Source organism: Neobacillus sp. FW104-15D2, from assembly GCF_058790155.1.
Genome location: NZ_JBYTCJ010000006.1, coordinates 1 through 24976, shown reverse-complemented (window position 1 = coordinate 24976; position 24976 = coordinate 1). Strand labels below are relative to the sequence as shown.

Annotated in this window: 15 protein-coding genes, 6 pseudogenes and 1 riboswitch; of the genes and pseudogenes, 16 read left to right on the top strand and 5 right to left on the bottom strand. The window is 35.5% G+C overall.

The window, feature by feature from the left end:
- From AC3WR0_RS06765 to AC3WR0_RS06745, 5 genes are all read left to right on the top strand, one after another.
- Positions 1 to 477 carry a GNAT family N-acetyltransferase gene (locus tag AC3WR0_RS06765; RefSeq protein ID WP_492551584.1) on the top strand — a complete coding sequence of 159 codons (477 nt, stop codon included), beginning with the start codon at positions 1 to 3 and terminating at the stop codon, positions 475 to 477.
- A 15-nt stretch (positions 478 to 492) separates the two neighbouring features.
- Positions 493 to 1617 carry a DegT/DnrJ/EryC1/StrS family aminotransferase gene (locus AC3WR0_RS06760; RefSeq protein ID WP_492551583.1) on the top strand — a complete coding sequence of 375 codons (1125 nt, stop codon included), beginning with the start codon at positions 493 to 495 and terminating at the stop codon, positions 1615 to 1617.
- Positions 1618 to 2022: 405 nt separating this feature from the next.
- A complete protein-coding gene (gene rfbA, locus AC3WR0_RS06755; protein WP_492551582.1) occupies positions 2023 to 2901 on the top strand; it encodes a glucose-1-phosphate thymidylyltransferase RfbA in 879 nt (292 codons plus the stop codon).
- 312 nt (positions 2902 to 3213) lie between these two features.
- Positions 3214 to 4239, top strand: coding sequence for a dTDP-glucose 4,6-dehydratase (gene rfbB / locus AC3WR0_RS06750; protein ID WP_492551581.1), 1026 nt, complete (start codon positions 3214 to 3216; stop codon positions 4237 to 4239).
- 128 nt (positions 4240 to 4367) lie between these two features.
- Positions 4368 to 5750: a sugar phosphate nucleotidyltransferase gene (locus AC3WR0_RS06745; RefSeq protein WP_492551580.1), complete on the top strand. Its 1383-nt coding sequence runs from the start codon at positions 4368 to 4370 to the stop codon at positions 5748 to 5750.
- A gap of 544 nt (positions 5751 to 6294) precedes the next feature.
- Here AC3WR0_RS06745 and AC3WR0_RS06740 read toward each other — a convergent pair.
- The gene (locus tag AC3WR0_RS06740) at positions 6295 to 6390 is read right to left on the bottom strand and encodes a hypothetical protein (protein ID WP_492551706.1); all 96 of its coding nucleotides are present in this window, start codon (positions 6388 to 6390) and stop codon (positions 6295 to 6297) included.
- A 1428-nt stretch (positions 6391 to 7818) separates the two neighbouring features.
- On the opposite strand from AC3WR0_RS06740, the pseudogene AC3WR0_RS06735 reads away from it, so the two are divergent.
- Positions 7819 to 8438: pseudogene (locus AC3WR0_RS06735) on the top strand (reverse transcriptase domain-containing protein); the annotation flags it as partial.
- A 165-nt stretch (positions 8439 to 8603) separates the two neighbouring features.
- Here the strand turns inward: AC3WR0_RS06735 and istB are convergent.
- Both istB and AC3WR0_RS06725 read right to left on the bottom strand, forming a co-directional pair.
- A pseudogene (gene istB / locus AC3WR0_RS06730) lies at positions 8604 to 9355 on the bottom strand (IS21-like element helper ATPase IstB).
- Positions 9352 to 10244: pseudogene (locus tag AC3WR0_RS06725) on the bottom strand (transposase). Before AC3WR0_RS06725 ends, istB begins: the two co-directional pseudogenes overlap by 4 nt.
- A 335-nt stretch (positions 10245 to 10579) precedes the next feature.
- Here AC3WR0_RS06725 and AC3WR0_RS06720 point away from each other — a divergent pair.
- The 3 genes and pseudogenes from AC3WR0_RS06720 to AC3WR0_RS06710 form a co-directional block, all read left to right on the top strand.
- The gene (locus tag AC3WR0_RS06720; protein WP_492551579.1) at positions 10580 to 10789 is read left to right on the top strand and encodes a reverse transcriptase domain-containing protein; all 210 of its coding nucleotides are present in this window, start codon (positions 10580 to 10582) and stop codon (positions 10787 to 10789) included.
- A 19-nt stretch (positions 10790 to 10808) separates the two neighbouring features.
- Positions 10809 to 11072 carry a group II intron maturase-specific domain-containing protein gene (locus AC3WR0_RS06715; protein WP_492551705.1) on the top strand — a complete coding sequence of 88 codons (264 nt, stop codon included), beginning with the start codon at positions 10809 to 10811 and terminating at the stop codon, positions 11070 to 11072.
- A gap of 79 nt (positions 11073 to 11151) precedes the next feature.
- Positions 11152 to 11720: pseudogene (locus AC3WR0_RS06710) on the top strand (group II intron maturase-specific domain-containing protein); the annotation flags it as partial.
- A 67-nt stretch (positions 11721 to 11787) separates the two neighbouring features.
- Here AC3WR0_RS06710 and AC3WR0_RS06705 read toward each other — a convergent pair.
- A complete protein-coding gene (locus AC3WR0_RS06705; RefSeq protein WP_492551578.1) occupies positions 11788 to 12702 on the bottom strand; it encodes an LCP family glycopolymer transferase in 915 nt (304 codons plus the stop codon).
- Positions 12703 to 12953: 251 nt separating this feature from the next.
- Positions 12954 to 13038, top strand: a riboswitch (cyclic di-GMP riboswitch).
- Between the two features lie 410 nt (positions 13039 to 13448).
- On the opposite strand from AC3WR0_RS06705, the pseudogene AC3WR0_RS06700 reads away from it, so the two are divergent.
- From AC3WR0_RS06700 to AC3WR0_RS06675, 6 genes and pseudogenes are all read left to right on the top strand, one after another.
- A pseudogene (locus AC3WR0_RS06700) lies at positions 13449 to 13727 on the top strand (transposase).
- Between the two features lie 420 nt (positions 13728 to 14147).
- On the top strand, positions 14148 to 15491 hold the full coding sequence (locus AC3WR0_RS06695) for a hypothetical protein (RefSeq protein ID WP_492551577.1): 1344 nt from the start codon (positions 14148 to 14150) through the stop codon (positions 15489 to 15491).
- A gap of 50 nt (positions 15492 to 15541) precedes the next feature.
- Positions 15542 to 15967, top strand: coding sequence for a hypothetical protein (locus AC3WR0_RS06690; protein WP_492551576.1), 426 nt, complete (start codon positions 15542 to 15544; stop codon positions 15965 to 15967).
- 356 nt (positions 15968 to 16323) lie between these two features.
- Positions 16324 to 17088, top strand: a pseudogene (locus AC3WR0_RS06685) (transposase); the annotation flags it as partial.
- A 530-nt stretch (positions 17089 to 17618) separates the two neighbouring features.
- A complete protein-coding gene (locus AC3WR0_RS06680) occupies positions 17619 to 18785 on the top strand; it encodes a nucleotide sugar dehydrogenase (protein WP_492551575.1) in 1167 nt (388 codons plus the stop codon).
- A 389-nt stretch (positions 18786 to 19174) separates the two neighbouring features.
- Positions 19175 to 19372, top strand: coding sequence for a hypothetical protein (locus tag AC3WR0_RS06675; RefSeq protein WP_492551704.1), 198 nt, complete (start codon positions 19175 to 19177; stop codon positions 19370 to 19372).
- A gap of 156 nt (positions 19373 to 19528) precedes the next feature.
- Here AC3WR0_RS06675 and AC3WR0_RS06670 read toward each other — a convergent pair whose 3' ends face one another.
- Positions 19529 to 19801 carry an NUDIX hydrolase gene (locus AC3WR0_RS06670; RefSeq protein ID WP_492551703.1) on the bottom strand — a complete coding sequence of 91 codons (273 nt, stop codon included), beginning with the start codon at positions 19799 to 19801 and terminating at the stop codon, positions 19529 to 19531.
- Positions 19802 to 20399: 598 nt separating this feature from the next.
- On the opposite strand from AC3WR0_RS06670, the gene AC3WR0_RS06665 reads away from it, so the two are divergent.
- Positions 20400 to 24641 carry an Ig-like domain-containing protein gene (locus AC3WR0_RS06665; RefSeq protein WP_492551574.1) on the top strand — a complete coding sequence of 1414 codons (4242 nt, stop codon included), beginning with the start codon at positions 20400 to 20402 and terminating at the stop codon, positions 24639 to 24641.
- Positions 24642 to 24976 lie beyond the last annotated feature (335 nt).

The window sequence follows — 24976 nt, the reverse complement described above, 5'->3', positions numbered from 1 at the left end:
ATGAAATCAAGTATACAAAAAGAGTTCATAATTAATGATAATAAAATCTTCCGTATTGAAAGTATTGAGGATATGCGAGAGATTCTTTTTGAATTTGATAAAATATTTGAGCCGTCTTTATCAGAAAGTATTACTAGTTTAGATGATTATGCATCAAAACTATTTAACAATGCAATTGTTTTTGCGGCCATAGAAAAAGGTGAATTTACCGGTTTTATAGCCTTTTATGCAAATGATATTAAACATCGCTTATGTTATTTAACACAAATTGCAGTTAAAAATAATTTTCAAAATAGGAAGATTGGTAAGATACTACTTAATTTATGTATTAATTATTCTAAAGACATTGGAATGTCTGAAATTAAGTTAGAAGTAAAAAATCACAATATGAAAGCAATTAATTTCTATAAAAGAAATGGTTTTAAATTTTTCGAAAAGGCCACGGTAGATTCGAAATATATGATAAAGAAATTATAAAAGAGGTAATTATTTATGAAACCTATACAAGTAACTCGCTCCTCAATGCCAGATTTTAAAGAATATATTAATGAAATTAAAGATTTATGGGAGAGTCACTGGCTGACTAATATGGGAGAAAAACATAAACAACTTGAAACTGGGATATCGAAATATTTAAACACTCCAAATGTTACTTTATTTACTAACGGTCATCTAGCCTTAGAATGTGGAATAGCAGCTCTAAAGCTAACTGGTGAGGTTATTACAACACCATTTACTTTTGCATCAACAACCCATGCGATTGTTAGGAATGGATTAGTTCCTGTTTTTTGTGATATAAATCCAGAAGATTACACTATAAATACAGATATCCTAGAGAGCTTAATAACAGAAAAAACTTCTGCTATTATTCCTGTTCATGTTTATGGGAATATTTGTAATGTTGACGCCGTTGAAAAGCTAGCAAATAAGTATAATCTTAAGGTTATTTACGATGCTGCACATGCGTTTGGAGTTACTGTTAATGGTGAAGGGGTAGCAAACTATGGAGATGCTTCAATGTTTAGTTTTCACGCTACAAAGGTGTTTAATACAATTGAGGGTGGAGCAATAACATTTAAAAATCCAGATTTAAGAAAAACATTGGATGATCTTAAAAATTTTGGTATAACAGGACCGGAAAGTGTCGAGTATGTTGGCGGTAATGCAAAAATGAATGAATTTCAAGCAGCAATGGGTATTTGTAACCTTCGTCATGTAAATAAGGATATTGAAAAAAGAAAGTTAGTGGTAGATAGATACACCGAGAATCTCAGTGGTATAAAAGGAATTAGGCTTACTAAGCAAAAATTAGATATAAAAAGTAATTATTCTTATTTTCCGGTTGTATTTGATGAATTTAAATTAAATAGGGATGAGGTTTACGAACTACTAAAGGAACATAATATTATTGCGCGTAAATATTTCTACCCATTAACAAATAGCTTAGAATGTTATAAAGGTAGATTTAATATTGATGAAACTCCAGTTGCCCAATTTATTGCAGAAAGAGTATTAACCCTTCCTCTTTATCCCGATTTATCTTTAAAAGATGTAGATATGATATGTGAAATCATTTTAAATTCCGTAGGAGGGAAAGTGGAATTTAAAGTTCAATAAATTCAAAGTACAGTAGCTTGAAAAATGAACTCTTTAGGTGCAAGGGTTCTTAGGTAACAAATAAATTCTAGACTTACCAACAGGTAATTTTGTAAGTAATTGAAAATTTTAACGATTACAATACGAAGATAAATATTCAAGACACAAATGTGTTTTATCGGAAATAAAGAAACTGCTTAGAAAATTTATATTGGTGTCTTATTATAAAGGTATTACTGGATCCTATTAGTGTTGTTGCCATTTGTCAACTTTCCTAAGCAAATTATTAAATGAGGGATAGTAACTCATTTTTATCAATTAAATGAAGTTATGTATTCTGAAAAAATTAATTCTTCATAGTTTGAATTTACGGTCAATAGAAACTAGGCAAAATATGGTATTTTGAAAGGGGAAAGTGATGAAGAGATGAAAGGAATTATTTTAGCTGGCGGAAGCGGTACTCGGTTATATCCATTAACAATGGTTACCAGCAAACAGTTGTTACCAGTATATGACAAACCAATGATATATTATCCTCTTTCGACATTAATGCTTGCTGGCATCCGTGAGATATTAATTATATCTACACCTGAAGATACCCCAAGATTTAGAGCATTATTAGGGGATGGCTCTCAGTTTGGTATTAGTCTTGAATACAAAGTTCAACTTAGCCCGGACGGATTAGCCCAGGCTTTTTTAATTGGAGAAAAATTTATTGGTAATGATTCTGTAGCGATGATTTTAGGAGATAATATCTACCATGGAAGTGGGATGAGAAATATACTAAAAAGGGCTACCCAAAAAAAGATTGGTGCAACCGTATTTGGATACCATGTTCCAGATCCAGAAAGGTTTGGGGTTGTTGAATTTGATGCTCAGGGAACGGTTTTGAGTATTAAGGAAAAGCCTAAAGAGCCAAAATCCAACTACGCTGTTACTGGGTTATATTTTTATGACAATCAAATAGTTGAAATTGCTAAGAATGTTAAACCATCATTCAGAGGAGAATTAGAAATCACTTCTGTAAATGAAGCTTATTTAAATATGGGGATATTGGAAGTTGAGTTACTTGGAAGGGGTTTTACATGGCTTGATACAGGAACTCATGAAAGTTTAGTTGAGGCAACCAATTTTGTTAAGACAATAGAGGAACATCAAGGTATAAAGATAGCTGCTATAGAGGAAATTGCCTATATTAATGGGTGGATCACAAAAGAAGAATTAATTGAGGAAGGAGAAAAATATTTTAAAACTAAATATGGGCAATATCTCATAAGTGTAGCGAACGGAGATATTAAATACTAATTTTTCAGAATCCAAAGGAAATGCAAGTGAGCCTATTAAAGTTAGTGTTCATGTCAGTTCGCTCAATTAAAAGAAACGAACTAAATTTCGACTGGGAAATAAAGACTTTTTTCAGTTGGATGGTCTCTTCATTGATTCTACTGTAAAAAGTAAAAACATTTATTCCTCTATCCATTGAAGATATCATAAAAAAAGCTGAAACGTTCCAAAATTCATGAACATATAAAAAAACAAGTGGATAAATGCATTGTCTTTATCCCAAATGGCTAGATGTTTAAAGCTTAACCTAAATAAGTCTTAAGAGGTGAAATAATGAAAAAAAAGAAAATCCTTGTTACTGGTGGAGCAGGCTTTATTGGTGGAAACTTTGTTCAATATATGGTGGATAAATATTCTTTCTATGATATTTATAATCTCGATGTATTAACATATGCAGGTGATTTAACCAAACATCATAATATAGAGAAGAGTAACAACTACCATTTTGTAAAAGGAGATATTGCAGATCGTGAAACAGTAATGAATCTATTTAATAAAGAAAAATTTGATTATGTAGTTCATTTTGCTGCAGAAAGCCATGTGGATCGTTCTATAACTGACCCTGGTATTTTTATTAAAACAAATGTACTAGGAACACAGGTGTTATTGGATGCATCCAAGGAAATTAATGTAACAAAATTTGTTCACGTTTCTACCGATGAAGTATATGGAGAATTAAGTTTTGACCCAACCACCTTCTTTACTGAAGAAACTCCATTACAACCAAACAGTCCATATAGTTCCAGTAAGGCATCATCTGACTTAATAGTTCGTTCCTACCATGAAACATTTGGACTACCTATTAATATCACTCGCTGCTCTAATAACTATGGTCCATTCCATTTTCCTGAAAAACTTATCCCTTTAACCATATCGAGGGTATTAAATAATGAAAAAGTGCCTGTTTATGGTGATGGGAAGAATATTCGAGACTGGCTGCATGTAAGTGATCATTGTGCAGCTATTGATCTTGTACTTCATAAAGGTGCAAATGGAGAAGTTTATAACGTGGGTGGGCATAATGAGCAAACCAACCTAGAGGTTGTGAAAACGATTATTAATACTCTAGGAAAATCTGAAAAGTTGATTGAATTTGTTTCAGACCGTATGGGACACGATAAGCGTTATGCCATAGATCCTACTAAATTAGAGAAATTAGGTTGGAGACCAACCTATACCTTTGAAACAGGGATTTCCAAAACCGTTGATTGGTACCTTGATAACAAGTGGTGGTGGGAGCAAATTATCAGTGGTGAATATAAAAACTACTTTAAAAGTCAATATACTTTAAATAACTGATTAGTTATTTATTTACTCGCCACGTTTCTAATTACTTAAGGGGACCGACTTATCAGTTGGTATATATAAAGGACAAAGTCAAGCATGGTTGTAAATATAAAGCCGTCTAAAAAGGATGTATATAATATATGAGATTAGTTTTATTATCTGGCGGATCTGGAAAACGCCTATGGCCACTTTCTAATGATGCTCGTTCTAAGCAATTCTTAAAAGTATTACGTGATAAAGATAATAATGAATTTCAATCAATGGTCCAAAGAGTTTGGAGTCAATTGGATAAATTAGGTTTATCAAAATCTTCGGTAGTAGCTACCAGTAAAACTCAGGTGGAAATGATTCATAGTCAGATTGGTAAAGATGTGCCTATAATTGTCGAACCTGAAAGGAGAGATACTTTTCCGGCTATTGCATTAGCTGCATCTTATTTTTATTCTGTAGAACATGTAAAACGGGATGAAGTGGTTGGTGTCTTACCAGTAGATCCCTATGTTGAAGATAAATTTTTTGCCAGATTATTAGATTTAGAAGATATTTTGAAGAATTCGGATGCAGACTTAGCATTAATGGGTGTACAGCCTACATTCCCTTCTGAAAAATATGGATATATTGTTCCGGAAAAAACTCAGTTTAATAAAGAGTTTATTAAGGTTAGCCACTTTAAAGAAAAGCCAAAAGAGGATGAAGCCAAACTATTATTAGAACAACAAGCTCTTTGGAATTGTGGGGTTTTTGCATTCAAGATGGATAAGGTTATTTCGATGTTAGAGGAAAGAGGAATAACTACTAATTTTGAAGAACTTGCTTTGAATTATACACTTCTACCAAAAATAAGTTTTGATTATGAAGTAGTAGAGAAAACAGAAAATATAATTGCTCTTCCCTATGATGGTGGTTGGAAGGACTTAGGCACTTGGAATACTTTAACGGAAGAAATGGGTACAAATATTCTTGGCAGAGCAAATATGAGCAAAGATTCCCAAAATACCCATATAATTAATGAATTAGATATTCCTATATCAGTTCTTGGACTGTCTAATGTACTTGTAGCTGCTAGTCCGGATGGAATCTTGGTTACTGATAAAGAAGCAAGTCCCCGTGTAAAAGAATTGGTTGGTGACCTAGAACAAAGACCCATGTATGAAGAACGGCGCTGGGGATGGTATCGTGTGCTTGAACACACCAAATATGAGGATAATAGTGAAGTTTTAACAAAAAGAATAAATATAAGTGCTGGAAAAAATTTAAGTTATCAATATCATAATTATCGTCGAGAAGTTTGGACTATTGTAAAAGGAGAAGGAGTCCTCCTGTTAAATGATGAGTTCAAAGTGATACGACCAGGCGATGTGGTAGAAATTTCAATTGGCGCTAAACATGCTGTAAAAGCTGTAAAAGAATTAGAATTTATTGAAGTTCAAACAGGAAAACAATTAGTAGAGGAAGATAATCATAGACTTCTATTAACTTGGGATGAAATTGAAGAATCCGTATACCATTTTAATAAACAATAAGTAGTAGTTTTGTCTTTTATTTAGTCTAAATTATGTAACTGAATTAAAAAGCCAAAAGCAGGTAAAAACACAAGTGATTTGTATTCAGAGTTGGGGTATGATACCGCTTGATATTTATTCGATAAGAAGGGTAGCAGATGGGCTAGTCGTTGTGATTGCCTATGATTCGCGACTTAAATCGCCAGAGTTTGCTTTGAAAGTAGAAGATTTGGTATAAACCCCTTCTTATTGAATAAATTACAGCCAACCTCCGTATTATCGCTCGCTGTCGATACTTGTAATTTTTGTACCGTTCAATCTTCAAACTCGGAAGAACATGCTGCCTTTGAACTGGCTATCCAATATGGTGAATAGTGGGTGCTGGCGTCCTATCGGCAACCGAATCGGATCAACACTGATAGGTTTTACAGTAAAGAATAGTAAAGGGCGATATGAAGTACTACCCTGAAAATAAACTTTTGAGACACATAAAAAAGAGGTTATTCATCAAATGCTGAGTGTGATGACTATGATGTCATCCCTTATCCAATCTAAACCCATTTCCTTAATATTTATGTGATAATAAAATCTTGGCGCGTAATCGAGTAAAACTCCTAAAACCAAAAGCATTTTGTTTAAGTTCCTTAATAAAATTGTTAATCCCCTTGATCTTTATGGCGTTTCAATTTCCGATACTCCTGGATCCTCCAATAGCTGATAGAACTTTTAAAGCTTTATTTTCACTAGTCTTGTCTCTTCTTGATCTTTTTGTGAAAAGTTCCTTTAATCGTTAGGATTTTTACCTCTTCTGACATGACCAAGTAACGGTCTAGAAATCAGTTTCCTTTTCCGTAAGGGATCGATATCCTTATGAAAGATATACTTCATTCTTTTACACTTTAAGCGGTGATCTTAATCGAAATCCTTTTATACACGTCTTCGGTTGAATCGATGCCCAAATCTACTAGCAAAAGTTGAATCTGTTTGCGTGCATGAATGTTTTTCTTAAGGCAGATTGTACAGCTGCTTTAAAAGATTGGCTCATATCCATAAATACACGATTTGGACTAAACAAGGTACTGATCATCACTGTTGGAATGACGAAAAAGCTAATGGACATTCACCCAAACAGACACCATAAAGCAAATCTACATGTACAAGTACATAGAATAAAGTGTCCAATGTTCTGTTCTTTTTTAGTCTGGCTCCAACGCCCCTTGCATCTGAGCCAATTAACAATATATTAAAAATAGGAGCCATAATTTTAGTAGTTGTGGTTTGAGTTGGCGGACTTTTTGCCAGTACTAACGACTTGAACGGAAATAAAATGGTTCTTTGGCTTTAGCTCGTTGTATATTAAACTTAAAGTGGCAACTATAAATAAAATATCCCCTAAAATACTCAATAAAACAATTTTCCATTTACTTTTCTTCAGGTTATCCTCCGATGTTTTACAGATCTGTTCTGAATATATATTATGCAATACAACAAAAGTAATAAATAAAGGACTAAGTAATCCTAGTCCTTTATTTATTAATATACGCCCAACATGGGTGCAGTCTATAGGGTGTAAGTCCTGGGCAATGAAGGGAGTAGTAGTGGTTAGCTTAACACAAGGGTGTTCATGGTGACGTGGAATCTGAAGGAAACGAGCGGCAAACCTCCAGTCTGAGGAACAAGAACTTATATCAAGTTGGGTATTGCTGGAAGAACCGGCATTACAAGGCAAAGTCCATACTGCCGAATGTGATACAGAGTAAATGAAGCAGATAGGTTGAGGGAAAGACTGCACACTTACCTGGGAGATCTTATTGGCACGCCAAGTTCTCTTGGTAACCTGTCTAGAGATGCACAGCTGAACAATCAGAAGTGGGCAGACGCCATAGTACCATATCAACTCGAGAAGATATGGGAAGGTATGAACTATTAAGAGAGAATGAAATCTACACATTCAGTTACTGTAATGAAGACAGACAATTCGAAAGGACTTGCTAGGAGGAGGAAACGGTGAATCCCGTGGGGGACCCCCTGAGGGTGGAGCAGGAACTGCCATAAAAAAGAACCTATTCACACAGAAAGGATTAGCGAAATGTTGATGGAACAAGTATTATCACGGGAGAATCTATTAACTGCTCTCAAACGGGTAGAGCGAAACAAAGGAAGCCATGGAATAGATAGAATGTCCGCAAAAGAACTGCGAAAACATCTTTATGACAATTTAAATTCACTTGTGACTACTTTATGAAAAGGCACCTATGAACCCTCACCCGTACGCCGTGTCGAATCCCGAAACCAAGTGGCGGAGTGAGATTATTAGGCATACCAACTGTGACAGACCGTTTCATCCAAAAAGCCATTGCTCAAGTTTTAAATCCCATCTTTGCCCCTTCCTTTTCTGAGAGCAGCTACGGGTTTCGTCCAAATAGGCGGGCTCATGACGCAATAAGTAAAGCGAAAGGATTTATAGAAGAAGGATATCGCTGTCGATATGGATTTAGAGAAAAATTCTTTGATAAGGTAAACCACAATAAGTTGATGGGGAAACTGGCGAAGAGGCTAAACGACCGGACACTTTGAAGCTGATTAGGAAATATCTGTAGGGCTGGAGTCATGTTAAATGGAGTAGTGCAAAGTACTGAAAAGGGAACTCCGCAAGGAGGACCTCTCAGTCCTCTGCTCTCAAATATTATCCTCCATAAACTTGACAAGTAACTTGAGAGTAGAACCATTCTTTCACGAGGATTTTTACAGTTACAGACCTCATAAAAGTCCTATTCAAGCATTAGAGATTACGCTCAAAAGGTGTGGAAATACAACTGGATATAAATGTAAACACAATTATGTACACTTTTGCTCGTTTAACAATGTACAAATTCACTCGTTTTCTTTCACAAAATGATCCTTCAAGCGATAGGAATCTCCCACCATTGTTACTACTGTCGCATGGTGTAAAAACGGTCTAAGATGGCATTTGCCAGCTTAGGCTCCTGAAAAATTTCGTCCCACACTTTAAAATTTACATTCGTCGTTAAGATGGTACTTCTTTTCTCATATCTCATATCTATTAGTTGGAAAAACAGCTTGGCATCTTCTTGATAAATTGGTAAATAACCGATCTCATCGATGATCAATAGTTTATATTTTGTATAATGCTTTAACCGATCCTGAAGGCGGTTCTCCAGTCGGGCCCGTCTTAAATTTTGGATTAAATCATGGCACTTAATGAAATAGGTGCTTGTCCGTTTCTTTGCTGCGGCAATACCTATGGCAGTGGCCAAGTGGGTTTTCCCAACGCCACTTGGTCCTAAGAAAACAATATTCTCGTTCTGTTCAATAAAACGGAATGTTAGAAAATCCAGAATCTGCTGTTGATGGACAGATGTTTGGAAAGAAAAATCAAAGTCTTTTATTTCTTTCAGGTGTGGAAAAGCAGCTACCTTTACCATTGATTGAGTCATATTTTGTTCCCACAAATCAATTTCATAATTGGTTAATTTAATTAGTGTATCAATAAATGACATTTGGTTCTTTACACCAAAATCAACGACTTCATTTAAATGTAAGGTCATCTGCTTTAGTTTTAAATATTCAAGATCCCTTAATAACTGCTGATAATTAGTAGTCATGACTTATACACCTCTCCAATCGTTTCTAGGTTTTTCTTAGCCCAATCATCAATTTCAAGATAGTGAGGAGCTGAAACAGCCAGAGCTGATTTATAATGCGCCTCCTGATAATTGAGCTTAGCTTTACTGATTGGATGTTGTGCAATTAGTTTCATGTTATAATAAATCCATAAATGGTCATCTTACACCTGTAAGCTTACTTTCTTTCCCTGGTATTCTGGTGGTACATCCATCACCGTTTTCATATTATCCGTAAGGAGTTCCACAGGAACACCTCCAAATGCTTCAAAAGCTTCTGTTAAAAAGGAAAATAGAGTACTTTGAGATTTGGATATGCTCATATAAAAGGTTCATACTCTTAAGGCAGAAAGAATGAGTGCCGCCACATTGATCTCGACCTTTTCCCCATCTTTTGTTTCATATAAAATATTTTCCTTCCAATATAATTGAGCTTGTTTGCCTGGTGGAGTTTCATAACGGATCGTCCCCTTTGGAGAAGTAATGCGCTTGTCCTCCACAAAGTAGGCATTAAATTCAGGAATACGTGCAATATAGGCACGAAAGGTGGAAGCGCCACACTCCAGCCAATGGTTATCTTTTAAGTACTGCCAAAGCACTCGACGATAATAAAACACCTGCTTGGAATCCTCTGATAAAAGGGCTGCGATTACTTCATAGTATTCATCAATCTTGAAGATTTTTTTCTCGTCCTCTTAGGGACAAAACCGTTTAAATATTTTTCAACGGTTCGGCGGTCAACCCCTAATTCCTCTGCTAATTTACTCTTATTAATTTTCATTTTCATATGCTCCATTTGCTGCTTGAATTTTGGTAAGTCAAAAAGACTGTTAATCTCAAAATTAACATCGATCTTTAATGATAGATACATAGCTAGTCACCTCATGACTAGTATGTAAAATGAAAGCAAATATGTACATATTTATTCAAGCGTTATTGAACATATTTAAAATAGCATTTCTAACTGGGTTCTAGAATTCGATATTAAAGGTTTATTCGATAACATTTACCGTGGATTGATTACTAATGAAAGCAGTAGCAAAGCACACAAACGTTAAATGGGTAAGACTATATATTAATAGATGGTTAAGAGCACCTTTTCATACGAAAGAAGGTATAATAGAACGCACTTCAGGCACACCGCAATGTGGAGTTATGAGTCCTGTTCTCACAAAACTATTTCTACATTACACATTTGATAAATGAATGTCTATTAAACACCCAAATAACCCATTCGTGAGATATACGGATGACGCAGTCATCCATTGTAAAACAGAAGATGGAGCGATAAGATTGCTTAAATCTTTAAACAATAGGATGAACGAATTTAAACTTGAACTTCATCCTACTAAAACACTAATTGTATATTGTAAAGATGAAGATAGAAAGGAAATCATGAATTTTTTGATTTTCTAGGTACACGTTCAGACCAAGACTGTCGAAGTATAAGTGGGGAAAGCACTTTGTAAACTTTACACCTGCGATTAGTAACAAATCCAAGAAATCAATTCGACAAAAAGTCAGGGATTGGAAACTTCAGCTGAAAGCTGAAAAGGACCTATCGGACCTATCGCATATATTTGACTCAAAAATGATAGGGTGGAATTATTACGGCAAGTTCTACCAATCTGAGATGTATCCAACATTAAGGCATATTAACAAACATTGGGAATTAGGTATCAAGACAACGGCTGAATAATGGGAGCCGGATGAGCTGAGAGGTTCACGTCCGGTTCTGGGAGGGGCTATTAGGAAGGTTCCAGTGGTTCTTACTTACTAATATTTATGTCAAGTCTAAGAAAGCGGGTAATGACATCCATTATTGAGAAGGATTTAAAGTTAAAAGTAAACGGGAAAAGTTATCAGTAGACCAACTTTGGAAAAGAATATTCCTGGGATTCAGTTTCACTTCCTTAAAAGAACCGAAGGTGCATATTGTCTCAGAAAGCATTAAGCGCCTAAAGCAAAAGATAAGGTGAATCACTCCTAGATCAAAACCCTAATCGATGGAATAAAGGATTGAAATGTTAAATCGATACTATGGGGCTGGTACGGCTACTTTGCGTTAGCTGACACTCCAAGCAAATTAAGGAATTTGATGAATGGATTAGACGAATGTCCAGGATGTGTGAATGGAAACAATGGAAGAAACCTAAGATACGAATTAGAAAACTTCTTGGCTTAGGCGGTATCTAAATCAAAAGCATATGAATGGGGAAACTCAAGAAAGAAATATTGTAGAATTGCCTGCAGTATAATTCTACACAAAACCCTCGACAACTCCTACTGGAGTCAACGAGGGTTGAAAAGTTTATATAATCGCTTTGTAACTCTGCGTACATCTTAATGGAACCACCGTATACTGAACGGTTCGTACGGTGGTGTGAAAGGGGCTAGTCATCCCTCCTACTCAATTAACTTTTCGATAAATTACTCTTTAACATATTGGTAACCTTAGCTTTTTCTTCAGCAGGAACCTGTAAATAATATATTCCGCCTATTTTCGTGCCTCTGCCCCGAACCTCGTATTGGCTAATATTGTTTCGGCAATTCCTATAATTTTTTTGGATGGCCATCATATCATCAAAGGTCATATTGGTTTTTATATTGTCTCCCAAAGCAGCTAGGATATCATCAAATCGATTTACAGACGAAACGCTTGCAGCTTTATCAATAACTGCGGTGATAATCTGGCGCTGGCGTTTATTCCGTCCAAAGTCTCCCTCAGGATCTAAATGTCTCATACGAACGTAACCCAATGCCTGAGGCCCGTTTAATTCAAGAACGCCTTTGCTATAGTGATATCCTTTTTGATAGTATCCCTCATCTATCCAATCCAAATCATTGTGAACAGTGACTCCTCCAACAGCATCTACTAATGCACTTAATGCCTCCATATTGACGCGGATATAATAATCCATTTTAATACCGGTAAAATTTTCAACTGTTTCAATGGCCATCTTAGGACCGCCAAAGGCATATGCGTGATTAATCTTGTCGGTTGAACCGTGTCCGATAATTTCCGTTCTCGTATCCCGGGGGATACTCACCATTTGCATGTTATCTTTATTGGGGTTCAATGTCATGGCAATAAGAGTATCAGAGCGCCCCCGGTCCCCACTCCGCTCATCCACACCCATAAGTAGAATGGAAATCGGTTGACTGCTCTTTTCGATATCAGGTTTTTTATGGTCACTGCCCAATTTAACATCCTCATGCATTTGGCCAGCAGTATCTTTAACTGAACTGTATAAATAATATGCATAGCCTCCAATTGCTAAAACCAAAACTGCAATGATACTGCCTGCGATTAATAAAAATTTTTTCAAAGTAGTATTCTCCTCTATGATTCAATTCTTTACAAATTATAACATAATTTTTAAAAATGTAGATGGTTATTTTTCGGGATTATACAAGAAAATGAGAGGTGGATTAATAGAAAATGAACAGATTTTATTTGACCCTTTTTAATAAAAAATGCATTAAGAATAATAATTCAAACCCAAAAATATAAACGGGTATTTGAGCTATTTTATAATGGATAAATATGGTATAAGGTTATAATATATATTACATAATTAGTAGAAAATGGCAAAATTATTGAAAGATGGTGGCGCAAAACTAAAGGGGCTAAGGTTTTATGACTATGCCAGTCAGTAGTTGAAACGGAAGAATTCCTGCGAATTATAAACGGAATTAGGAGGTTTACTTTATGTTTATTTTTATTGCGGGGATGATTGGCAGATCTTTAATTATGCTTATTACAATAAGTCTGATGACGTCCGCAAAAAAAGGAGACAGCATAAGTAAATATTTTTTTAAATGAAAGTGCTTATTAACACTTGTCAAATTTTCCTCCTGAAAGTAATTCAGGGGGATTTTTATTTAGGCTTTTTAAACCACAAACTCTGCCTGAGTGAAAATGAAACTTCTAGAGTTGTCTATTAAACAGAAAGAATCTCCTATTGTTATAATAGATATTGGCCGTCAAACCAATTTCAAATAACAAGAGGAGATTTTACAAATGAGTGACAATAGTTAATCACATACAAGATGAAATTGTAAGTATCACATTGTGTTAATCCCCAAGTACAGAAGGAAAGTTGTATATGGAAAGTTAAAAGCGATATACGTGCTATTTTAAGAAGGCTATGCGATATGAAGGATGTAGATTAAAAAGATGCCAATGCCAGACCATATACATATATTGGTTAAAATACCACCGAATATATCCGTTTCGTATTTTATGGGCCATTTGAAAGGTAAAAGCTCATTAAGACGCAAACTTAAAATATACTCTTGGGAATACGAGGCGCAACAAAAGGGGCATTTTTGCTTATGTCCAACGGCGTGAAGAATAAACGGATTGAGTACTGTGAAATGATTGGATCATCATTCACTCCATACTGGATTCAGTTTAACTACCTAGATGCAAATGTGAATTAAACGGAAAAACGGTTATGTAAATGAAGGTGCAACAACTGCGCGTGTTTACGGGGCATATGTGTTAGTTTTTATCATACATCGGCAACCACCGACACAGCCATTAACCGGGTATAACGGTTTGTTCAAAACATTACGGGCAAAGACCGTACAGATTACTCCGCAAGACAACGCGAATATTGGGAGCTGATTTAGTTCTTGCGGCTGGAAAAGTTGCCGGGTTCACCAATATTTCGGAGTTTGGTATCAAGTTTAAATGTAAATATGACAAAAAAAGCCTATTTATTTCCCTTTGTAAAATGGTATTATTAATTCTTGGGGAGGATTAAATATGATTCATATACCAACTTTTAAGAAAAGATTTTTTGAGATTAGTATGTTTCTTTTCTTTTTCTATTTATCAATTTATGGTTCACTTATAATTTTTCAAGGGAACAGTATTGTCAGATTGTCAAAAGATATTTTGCTGGCATGGTTTGTTTTCATTAGCTTAATTTGGTTATTATTCAACAAAAAGTATCCTTTAAATTACATGTTATTGACTATAGTTGGTTTATTATCAACGATGTTAGCAGTGGGCATGTTTAGTTTATCAAACGGAAATACTATTATTACATTTGGTTATGGGATTAAAATTACTTTATTGCCTATGGGAGCTATTGTTTTTGGTGTGTATCTGAAAAATAAAAAGTACAATATGCACAAAGTCTTTCTTATTGTTTTTATTAGCCTTATAACTGGTTGGGTTATACAATGGAATATGGGAATAGATAGACTAATACAAATGGGATTTGAGTACGGTGTTAATGTTAAACATTTTAAGGGTGGTATCCCCAGACTACCTTCTATCGTCGGAACGCCTGATGGCTATGCATTCATGTTAGCTATTTTTGGTTTATTTTTGGAACTTTCTTACTTAGGCAAAAATCGTAAAAAGCTTGCCTTTGCAGTGAAAGTTCTAACATTAACATTTCTTTTCCTAGCAACACTTAGGTCAGCGCTTATGTTATTTTTGATTTGCCAATTTGTTACCTACTTTGAAAAAGTAAAAATTGTGAAAGGGAGAGTAAAATTATTATACTATTCTCTTTCATTTTTCCTTTTAAGTCTTTTTACTCTTTCAATCCCTTTTATTATTTCATCCAACCTTGTTTTATTAAACACATATTCTCTTCTTGACCGCTTTAACCATTGGATGAGTTTCATTCCTAGCTTATCAAGTCAAGAAGGTTATATTGGGCTTGGTTTAGGGGTAGTAGGTTCAGCAAGTAAAAGGATAGCTGATTTAGGCTATTATTCTACAGACTATGCCGTAGACAATCAATATATAGCGATATTTCAACAATTAGGGTTACTGGGAGCAATTTTATATTTACTGTTTTTTGCAGTAATATTTTTTGGATTGTTCACTTTAAGGAAAAAGGTAAGTCAAAGAAATAAAAATATCGAGGATATTAGAAATCTACGTCTGGCTATGGGGTTGATATTAGCCATATCCGCATCTAGCATTTTCACCAATATTATAGAGGTTTATCCTTTTAACCTATTTCTATTTGTTTTCCTAGGAATGCAGCTTCATCAAACCTTTTATGTTGAATCAAAATTAGAAGCAATACAAGAAGTTAAAAAACAAAACGATTCAAACGTATTGTATGGAAATGAAGATACCTTTTAATTTTTGTAGTATAGTGTAATTATATTACATTTATAGGGATGGTTTTTTCAATGAAGTTACTAAGGAAATTAAGTTTAATGTTAACTGTTTTTCTTCCAAATTTATTAAAAGTATTTGTTTACAAGTATGTTTTTGGGTGGGATATTGGTAAAAATGTCAGTATAGGTATATCTTACATTGATGCTGAGAAAGTTAAGTTGAAAGAAAATGTAAGAATTGGTCATCTAAATACGTTAACAAAATTAAAATATTTAGAATTGGGGATCAACAGTAAAAGTCATAACTTAAATCGCATAGTAGGAAGTAACAATAAGCACTGGGAACGCACATTCGTGGCTGGTGACCATTGTGGTATTACGAGCAGACACCATTTTGATACAGGAGGCTATATCCATATTGGAGATAGCGTTATATTCGCTGGAGCCTCTTCGCAAATATGTCACATGAAGTTTCTATCCATGAAAATAAAACTGTAACTAAACCTATTCAAATCGGAACAAACGTTTATATTGGATCGTCCGTTTTGTTATCGCCAGGTGTTACTATTCCATCTAATTCAGTTATAGGATTAGGATCAGTGGTTCCATCTAAGCTGCAATGTGAGGAAGGAAGTTTAATTGTTGGGAATCCTGCAGTTTCTAAAAGCAAAAAGTTGACTTTCAAAAATAAGTTTAATGTAGGCTCATAAAGCAAGATTTAATCCAAGACAGGAAAACTGTCTTTCAGACTGTAGACAAATCTCCCCTTTTTACTAGATTTGTCAACAGTCTTTTTTGTATAATAGGTAATTATTATTTTTTAGGTGATAAGAATACTGACGAAAAAACCAGGACCTGAAAACCATCTGGTACGCAAGGTGGAAGAAGCCATTGATTTCTCCTTTATATATTCTTTGGTTCAAGACATGTATTCTAATGAACGCGGCCGGCCAAGTATTGATCCAGTTATTTTAATCAAAATGACCTTCATCCAATATATGTTTGGAATTCGGTCCATGCGCAAAACCATCGAGAAAATTGAAACAAACTTAGCCTACAGATGGTTTCTGGGTTTTGGCTTCCATGATAAAGTCCCTCACTTCTCTACCTTCGGTAAAAACTACGAGAGAAGATTTAAGGATACAGATATCTTTGAACAGATTTTTTATCTTATTTTAAGAGAAGCATCCGAAAAGAAGCTCATTCGCAGTGAACATGTATTTATTGACTCAACACTTGTTAAAACCAGTGCGAATAAACGTAAATCTGAAAAGAAGGTAGTACGAAAAGAAGCGAAAGCCTATCAGTCCCGGCTTATCGATGAAATCAATGCGAACAGGGAGAATCATGGTAAAAAACCATTTCCTCCCGATAAATTTGAAAAGGAAGAAGAAAAAGAAAGAAATTAAAGAGAGTACGACAGACCCTGAGAGTGGCTATTATGTAAAGGATGAAAGAACGAAGCAGTTCGCATATTCTTACCATACGGCTTCGGATAAAAATGGCTTTGTTTTTGGTGCCATGGTGACGCCTGGCAATGTTCATGCAGCACAATGTTCTAGCAGTTGCTTGAAAAAGTCATAGAGACTTCTGGAAAACCTTTTGCTGTAGCTGCCGACCACTGGCTGTTTAAGGAAATTGTAAAAAGACGTTTTCTAGGTACTAGTAATGGGTTTGCTAACCAGAGTAATCCTGTTAAAAGCGGGTTGGCTAACAAAGAAAAGTCGTTAGTCCGATTGAAAGCACGATTTATAAATCTGACAGCAAAAAGAAATGAAGTTCTTGTAAACGGTTACTTGAAACATCCAAAGATAATAAAGCCTTCAAAGGCTGGGCTGAAATTGGACCTACCACAACAAAAGACATTGGAGAAACACTTAATAAGGACGGCGTAGAGGGAGTTTTGGAATAATTAAACCAGTGATTCACTCAAAAACCTGCACTTAGGGTGAAAAAGTCTATTTGGTGTGGTACAATAATTCGTGGCCTAAAATAAACTGGGATGGTAGAAAATTGATATAAGTTGTAATAGAGGTTGGCCATTTTAGCCGGTTGGATTTTATCTTAAAGAATAAACGGACTAATGGTTGTTTATATATAAACAGAATTGGTAAGGATTTTAATCAAACGCAGGAGGATAGTATAATTAATGAAAATTACAATTGCAGGAACAGGTTATGTTGGCTTATCTAATGCAATATTACTTGCACAAAATCATGAAGTAGTAGCGCTTGATATCATTCAGGAAAAAGTAGATATGATTAATAATAGAAAATCTCCTATTATTGATAAAGAAATTGAAGAGTATTTAGCAACGAAAGAACTAAATCTATCTGCAACAACTGATAACCAGAAAGCATTTGAGGGTGCAGATTATGTAATCATTTCTACACCAACAAATTATGATCCGCAAAAGAATTACTTTAATACAAAATCGGTTGAAACAGTTATTTCCAATGTAATATCTGTTAATCCCGAAGCTGTTATGGTTATAAAATCCACTGTGCCAGTTGGCTATACAAAAAAGGTTAGAGAACAGTTTAAAACAGAGAACATTCTTTTCTCACCAGAATTCTTAAGAGAAGGAAAAGCGCTTTATGATAATCTTTATCCTTCTCGTATTATTGTAGGTGAACAATCAGAAAGGGCTAGAATTTTTGCTGATTTATTAGTGGAAGGTGCCTTAAAAGAAAATATCGACGTTCTTTTTACCAATTCTACTGAGGCAGAAGCAATTAAATTGTTTGCTAATACCTATTTAGCTATGCGGGTGGCATTTTTTAATGAACTTGATTCATACGCAGAAGTTAGAGGGTTGGATTCAAAACAAATAATTGAGGGAGTAGGGCTTGATCCACGAATCGGAACTCACTACAATAATCCTTCCTTTGGTTACGGAGGTTACTGCCTGCCTAAAGATACCAAGCAATTACTTGCCAATTATGCAGATGTTCCAAACAATATAATGGAAGCTATAGTAGATGCAAACAGAACGAGAAAGGATCATATTTCCGATATGATTCTAAGACGAAATCCAACGGTAGTAGGAATATATAGGCTTACTATGAAAATGGATTCAGACAACTTTAGACAATCCGCCATTCAAGGTGTTATGAAACGCCTAAAAGCTAAGGGTGTTGAGGTTGTTGTATACGAGCCAGCGCTAAAGGAAGATAAGTTCTTTAACTCCAAAGTTATAAATGACTTTGAGGAATTCAAAAAGATTTCCGATGTCATTGTGGCTAATCGGTTATCTGAGGATTTACAGGAAGTAAAAGAAAAAGTCTACACTAGAGATTTATTTAGCAGGGATTAATTTGGTTTATTATCCTGTTATTAAAATGTAGAAGGATCGGGCAAAGGGCCCGATCCTTTTTATAATTTAATTTATAAAAGTAACTAAGTTATCAAAACTGATATATTTTAGGGGATCTTTCACAATAATAAAGAGGGAAGAACGCCTCGTATAGTTTTCTTCTTGGCTAAAAAGAGTCAAAATGCTATTTCTTTTGTTTGAAGGGCCAGGAGGTCTTCCAAGTGTTCTTTTTTCATCAGCTTTCTTGATAGTCTTTTGCAGAATTTTTAGGTGACCATTGCCTGCTGTTCTTCCGATAAGGCAATCATAAATGTTAATTGAGAAGAGCAGACGTCAAAGCTATCACAGCCTACACCTTCTTTTTTAGTCCAAACCCAACTTTTGACCTTGTGACTGGTTTTGATTTTCCGTGGGAAATCGCATTTCAAAACCCAGTACTAACTTTTCTGAATCACCTAATTGCTAGCATTATTAAAGGTGAAGGCACACTTAAACATAATGGAGAGAATTACGCACTGTCTAAAGGTACCCATCTTATTCTCCCTACAGGTTTTGGGGAATTTGAAATTATTGTTTCTAATAATTAGTAAGGCAAAACCCAAGGGCTACTCAGTTCCCTCGGGTTTTTCTGAATCGCGATATATCTTGCTATAACTGCCAGACCGGCCCTGTGCTGAAAGTCTCCCTCTGCTATTAACTTTATAACAGCTTATAACGGTAATTCGTTAAGGGTAATTTGTTCACTACTTCCAAGATTTTGTTGCCCTTCTGTTAGGTTTTTTGCCACAAATAGGAATATTTTCCTCGCTAGTATAACCAGGTGAGGGGTAAAAACTGCCGAGGCTTATCCATTCTTCTGCACTAAAGCAGGTCTCCTCTTTAAGTTCTTGTTTAGTCATCTCTAGTGGTGTCCTGGCCTCTTCCAGCATTCCTGCCGGCAGCTCCCACTGCCAGCTTTTTATCGAATATCGATATTGTTTTAAGCAAACAACCCGATTGTCACTTGTAACAGGCAGGATACATACACCTTTAGTAAAGTTAACATAGGAAAATGTACTTCTTCCCCATTGGGAAGGGTAACAGAGTCAATCACAATTTAAAAACGGTCAATTTTCTCTTTTTTACCTAAATTAATTTTCCAGGTCATTAAACTGCTTCCTATTTATATAATTAGAAAAACACGGTAAATGAGATATCCCTATATTGGTAGTTTAAGTTAGGTGTTTTAGCTGATATTTGACTTAAAACTAATATATGACTTGATTTGAAAGGTGAGTACCGTAAACAGAGGAGATAATTTACTCAGTATACTATTCACAATCAACACATTGCACAATTAGCACCAATATAGAGGGAAGGGCAGTAGCAGATAGTAACTGAAGGATTTACTAAAAAAGACATGTAGTTTATTTAAATTAATAAATATAAGAAAAATTTAGAAAGCAGATCATAGAAATAGACGATCTTCGTCTCATTATAAAAATAGTTTTAATGGTATACAAATTTTAGTATAAAAGCAAAAAAATCTCATTTTTTATGATAAGATTATCCTGTGTCTATAGTAATAAAAAAATACCAAGATTTTACCTTTCGAAAAGGCTCAGGGGGAATAAAATGAAGAAGCTTATTAATGCTATAGGATTAAAAGTGTTTATTGCGTTTTTATTAGTTTTCTCTAATATGGGGGGGATTATAGCAAAAGCATTTTGGGATACTACTCCGCCGATCATAAGCAGTATCCAAGTGGATAAAAAGACTGTATATTCATTAGATACAGTTACCTTAACAATTAATGCAATAGACAATGAATCTATTATTAATGATGTGAAAGTTTGGTACTACGATGGAAAAGGATTTCTGAAGACATTTGATATGCCTTACAATCAACAAACTAAACAGGCTCAAGTCAAAATACCAATTACTTCAATCTCCAATCTAGGGAGTTGGAAAATTGATGAAATTTGGTTTAATTATGATAACGGGCTATTTAATACTGTTGATTCTTCCAATTCAATGCTAAGCAATGGTAATTTTGAAGTCCAGGTAAAACCAGATGTTGATAGTCCCATGTTTAAAGGGATTTCCATTGATAAAAAGGAAGTAACATTAGGTAATTCAGTTAAAGTAAAGATTTCAGCGGAAGATGTTGCCTCTGGAATTGAAGAAGTCAAAGTTTCTTATTTAATTCCTAATGGAGAGACTCGAACACAAAGTGCTTCATATAATTGGTTTGAGAATATGTATGAAGCTGATCTTCCTGTTTCGGACTTTCTGAATATAGGAAACTGGCAGGTGTCATCCGTTTACTTAAAAGATATAAAAGGAAACGATGTCACGATATATAATTCACGTCTGTATTCCTCAGGAGTAACACTTGATTTGAGTAGTGGTAATTTTCAAGAAACAGAAGATCACGCCGACACTTCAGATTATTTTAATAAGACTAGGATCTATTCAACCAATGTGACACTCTCAAATGAAACAATAAACGGTGATGTGTATGTTGGAGCGAACGCGGTACTTACAATTAACGGAAACGTTACTATAAATGGTGATTTGCATATATTTGGATCTTATGTTCTTGGTGGAAGTCTTCAAATAAATGGTACGTGGTACGTAACAAATAAACTGGATTATGTTCCAATTTATCTGGATAAGTTGCCATTGACAGCTATAAATGGCAACTTAAATGTTTCAGGAAAAACCATACCATTTGTTTCTATGTATATAGAAGACCAGCCTGTCTCAATTAATTCAAATGGAACGTTTGCCTTAAACAATTTAAATGTAAAAGACAAGCAGGGGATTACAGTAAAATTTGTTGATTTATCCGGAAATACAATCCAAAGACAGTTTTTTGTAAACCAGGAAACGAAATCAGCTCCTTCTGCTCCGGTCGTAAATGAAGTTTCAGACAAAGATATTGTTGTGATTGGCCAGGCAGAAGCAGGATCGAGAGTGGATGTAAGACTGAATGGTGTGATGATTGGCAACGGAACTGCTGGAACGGATGGTCGATTCACAATCCCAATTCCAAGGCAAGCCGCAGGAAAAGAGCTAGTAATTTCAGCAACAGATATTGTAGGAAATACAAGCGAGAAGACGACAGTGGTAGTAAAAGATGCAACCGCCCCTGTAAAACCAGTGATTAATGAAGTAGTTGATAAAAGTACTTCTGTGACTGGGCAAGCAGAAGCGGGATCAAGAGTAGATGTAAGATTAAATGGTGTCGTAATTGGCACAGGACTTGTAGGAACAGATGGCAAATTTACAATAGGAATCCCAGTACAAAAAGCAGGAACCATACTTGATGTTACAGCAACGGACAAATTTGGAAATACAAGTGAAAAATCGACAGTAACAGTGAAAGATGCGACTGCTCCTGGAAAACCAGTGGTGAATGAAGTAACGGATAAAAGTACCTCTGTGTCTGGCCAAGCAGAAGCTGGATCAAAAGCGGATGTAAGATTAAATAGTGTGGTAATTGGAACAGCAACGGCTGGAACGGACGGCAAATTTACAGTAAACATTCCATTACAAAAAGCAGGATCCACACTTGATGTTACAGCAACAGACAAATCAGGAAATACCAGCGAAAAAACGACAGTAGTGGTAAAAGACGCCACAGCTCCTACAATGCCAGTGGTGAATGAAGTAACGGATAAAAGTACCTCAGTGACTGGGCAAGCAGAAGCGGGATCAAGAGTAGATGTAAGATTAAATGGTGTCGTAATTGGCACAGGACTTGTAGGAACAGATGGCAAATTTACAATAGGAATCCCAGTACAAAAAGCAGGAACCATACTTGATGTTACAGCAACGGACAAATTTGGAAATACAAGTGAAAAATCGACAGTAACAGTGAAAGATGCGACTGCTCCTGGAAAACCAGTGGTGAATGAAGTAACGGATAAAAGTACCTCTGTGTCTGGCCAAGCAGAAGCTGGATCAAAAGCGGATGTAAGATTAAATAGTGTGGTAATTGGAACAGCAACGGCTGGAACGGACGGCAAATTTACAGTAAACATTCCATTACAAAAAGCAGGATCCACACTTGATGTTACAGCAACAGACAAATCAGGAAATACCAGCGAAAAAACGACAGTAGTGGTAAAAGACGCCACAGCTCCTACAAAGCCAGTGGTCAATGAAGTAACAGATAAAAGTACCTCAGTGACTGGCCAAGGAGAAGCGGGATCAAAAGTGGATGTAAGATTAAATAATGTGGTAATTGGAACAGTAACGGCTGGAACGGACGGCAAATTTACAGTACGCATTCCATTACAAAAAGCAGGAACCACACTTGATGTTACAGGAACAGATAAATCAGGAAATACCAGCGAAAAAAAGACAGTAGTAATAAAAGACGCCTCAGCTCCTACAAAGCCAGTGGTCAATGAAGTAACGGATAAAAGTACCTCTGTGTCTGGCCAAGCAGAAGCGGGATCAAGAGCGGATGTAAGATTAAATAGTGTGGTAATTGGAACATTAACGGCTGGAACGGACGGCCGCTTTACTGCCCATATTCCAGTTCAGAAAGCTGGAACAGAGCTTAATGTAACGGCAACAGACAAAGAAGGAAACATAAGCGAAAAAACGATAGTAGTAGTGAAAGATACCACTTCTCCTGGAAAACCAGTGGTCAATGAAGTGATGGATAAAAGTACCTCCGTGTCTGGCCAAGCAGAAGCAGGATCAAAAGTGGAAGTAAGTTTAAATGGTGTTTTAATTGGCACAACAACTGCAGGAATGGACGGTAAATTTACAGGAGCCATTCCAGTACAAAAAGCCGGAACAGCACTTGATGTTACAGCAACGGACAAATCTGGAAATACAAGTGAAAAAACAACAGTAGTAGTGAAAGATGCGACTGCTCCTGGAAAACCAGTGGTGAATGAAGTAACGGATAAAAGTACATCAGTGACTGGCCAAGCAGAAGTGGGATCAAGAGTGGATGTAAAATTCAAAGGTGTGGTAATTGGCGCAGCACCTGCAGGAACAGATGGCAAATATACAATTGTAATCCCAGTACAAAAAGCAGGAACAGCGTTAGTGTTGACGGCAACAGATAAGAATGGAAATACAAGTGAAGCGGCAATTATAGTGGTAAAAGATGTAACAGCCCCCATTATTTCAAAGTTAAACCCAGTAACTGATCAATCAAATGTGGTAACAGGAACTACAGAAGGTGGGGCAAATATTACAGTAGTAGCCGGTACTAGTCAATATAAGACAACGGCTAATAAAAACGGGGATTTCACAGTTCCGATTCCCCGCCAAAAGCCTGGTGTGAAAATTAGTATAAAAGCTTCTGATGGAAAAAATGTTAGCACTGCAATAGTAGTGCCTGTTTTGGACAAAACAGCCCCTGCTATACTCACGGTAAATCCTGTTTCGAATAATTCTAAAGAAGTAATTGGGAGAACGGAAGCTTCGGCAACCATCACTTTTACCATTGGAACTATTAAGTACACTGTAAAAGCCGATAGGAATGGTAATTTTAAAGTATCAATACCTACACAAAAAGCAGGGATAAAATTAGCTATAACAGCAAAGGATTCTGCAGGAAATGTAAGTGCAGTTAAGAATGTAATTGTCCTTGATAAAATACCACCTGCTGCGCCAAAAATAAGTACTATGGTTAAAAGCTTAACAAATGAAATTACCGGTACAGCAGAAGCTTACTCAGTGATAACTATAAAGGTTGGTAATAAAGTAATCGGTACTGCTGTAACCGATGGTAAGGGTAAATTTAAAGTGAAAATCATAAAGCAAAAGAAATATACAATCCTATACGTAACTGCTACGGATAAAGAGAAGAATGTAAGCGGAGTAACGAAAATAAAGGTATATTAATTTGTAAAATTCCCTCTGTACTGCTAAGAACTAAGAAGCTGACAAACAGGGGGTTTTTCAAAATTTTCTTAAGAGAGATGGGTCTTGTAGAAAATAAATGCCTAATTAGAAGGTCAGAGTGAAATGGTTTAATTGCTTAACTGGAGTAAATATAATAACACAAAATTATCAAACTAACTAAAACAAGGGGAAAAGAATAATGAATTTATAACAAATGGGGATATAAATAAGGTTGTTGCTGCTTCTCAATCAACTACACAAGTCAAGTCCTATTAATTGTGTAAAATTAAATGCAAGTGTTTTCAACGAAGAATTGTGTGATGTGATCCAAACCC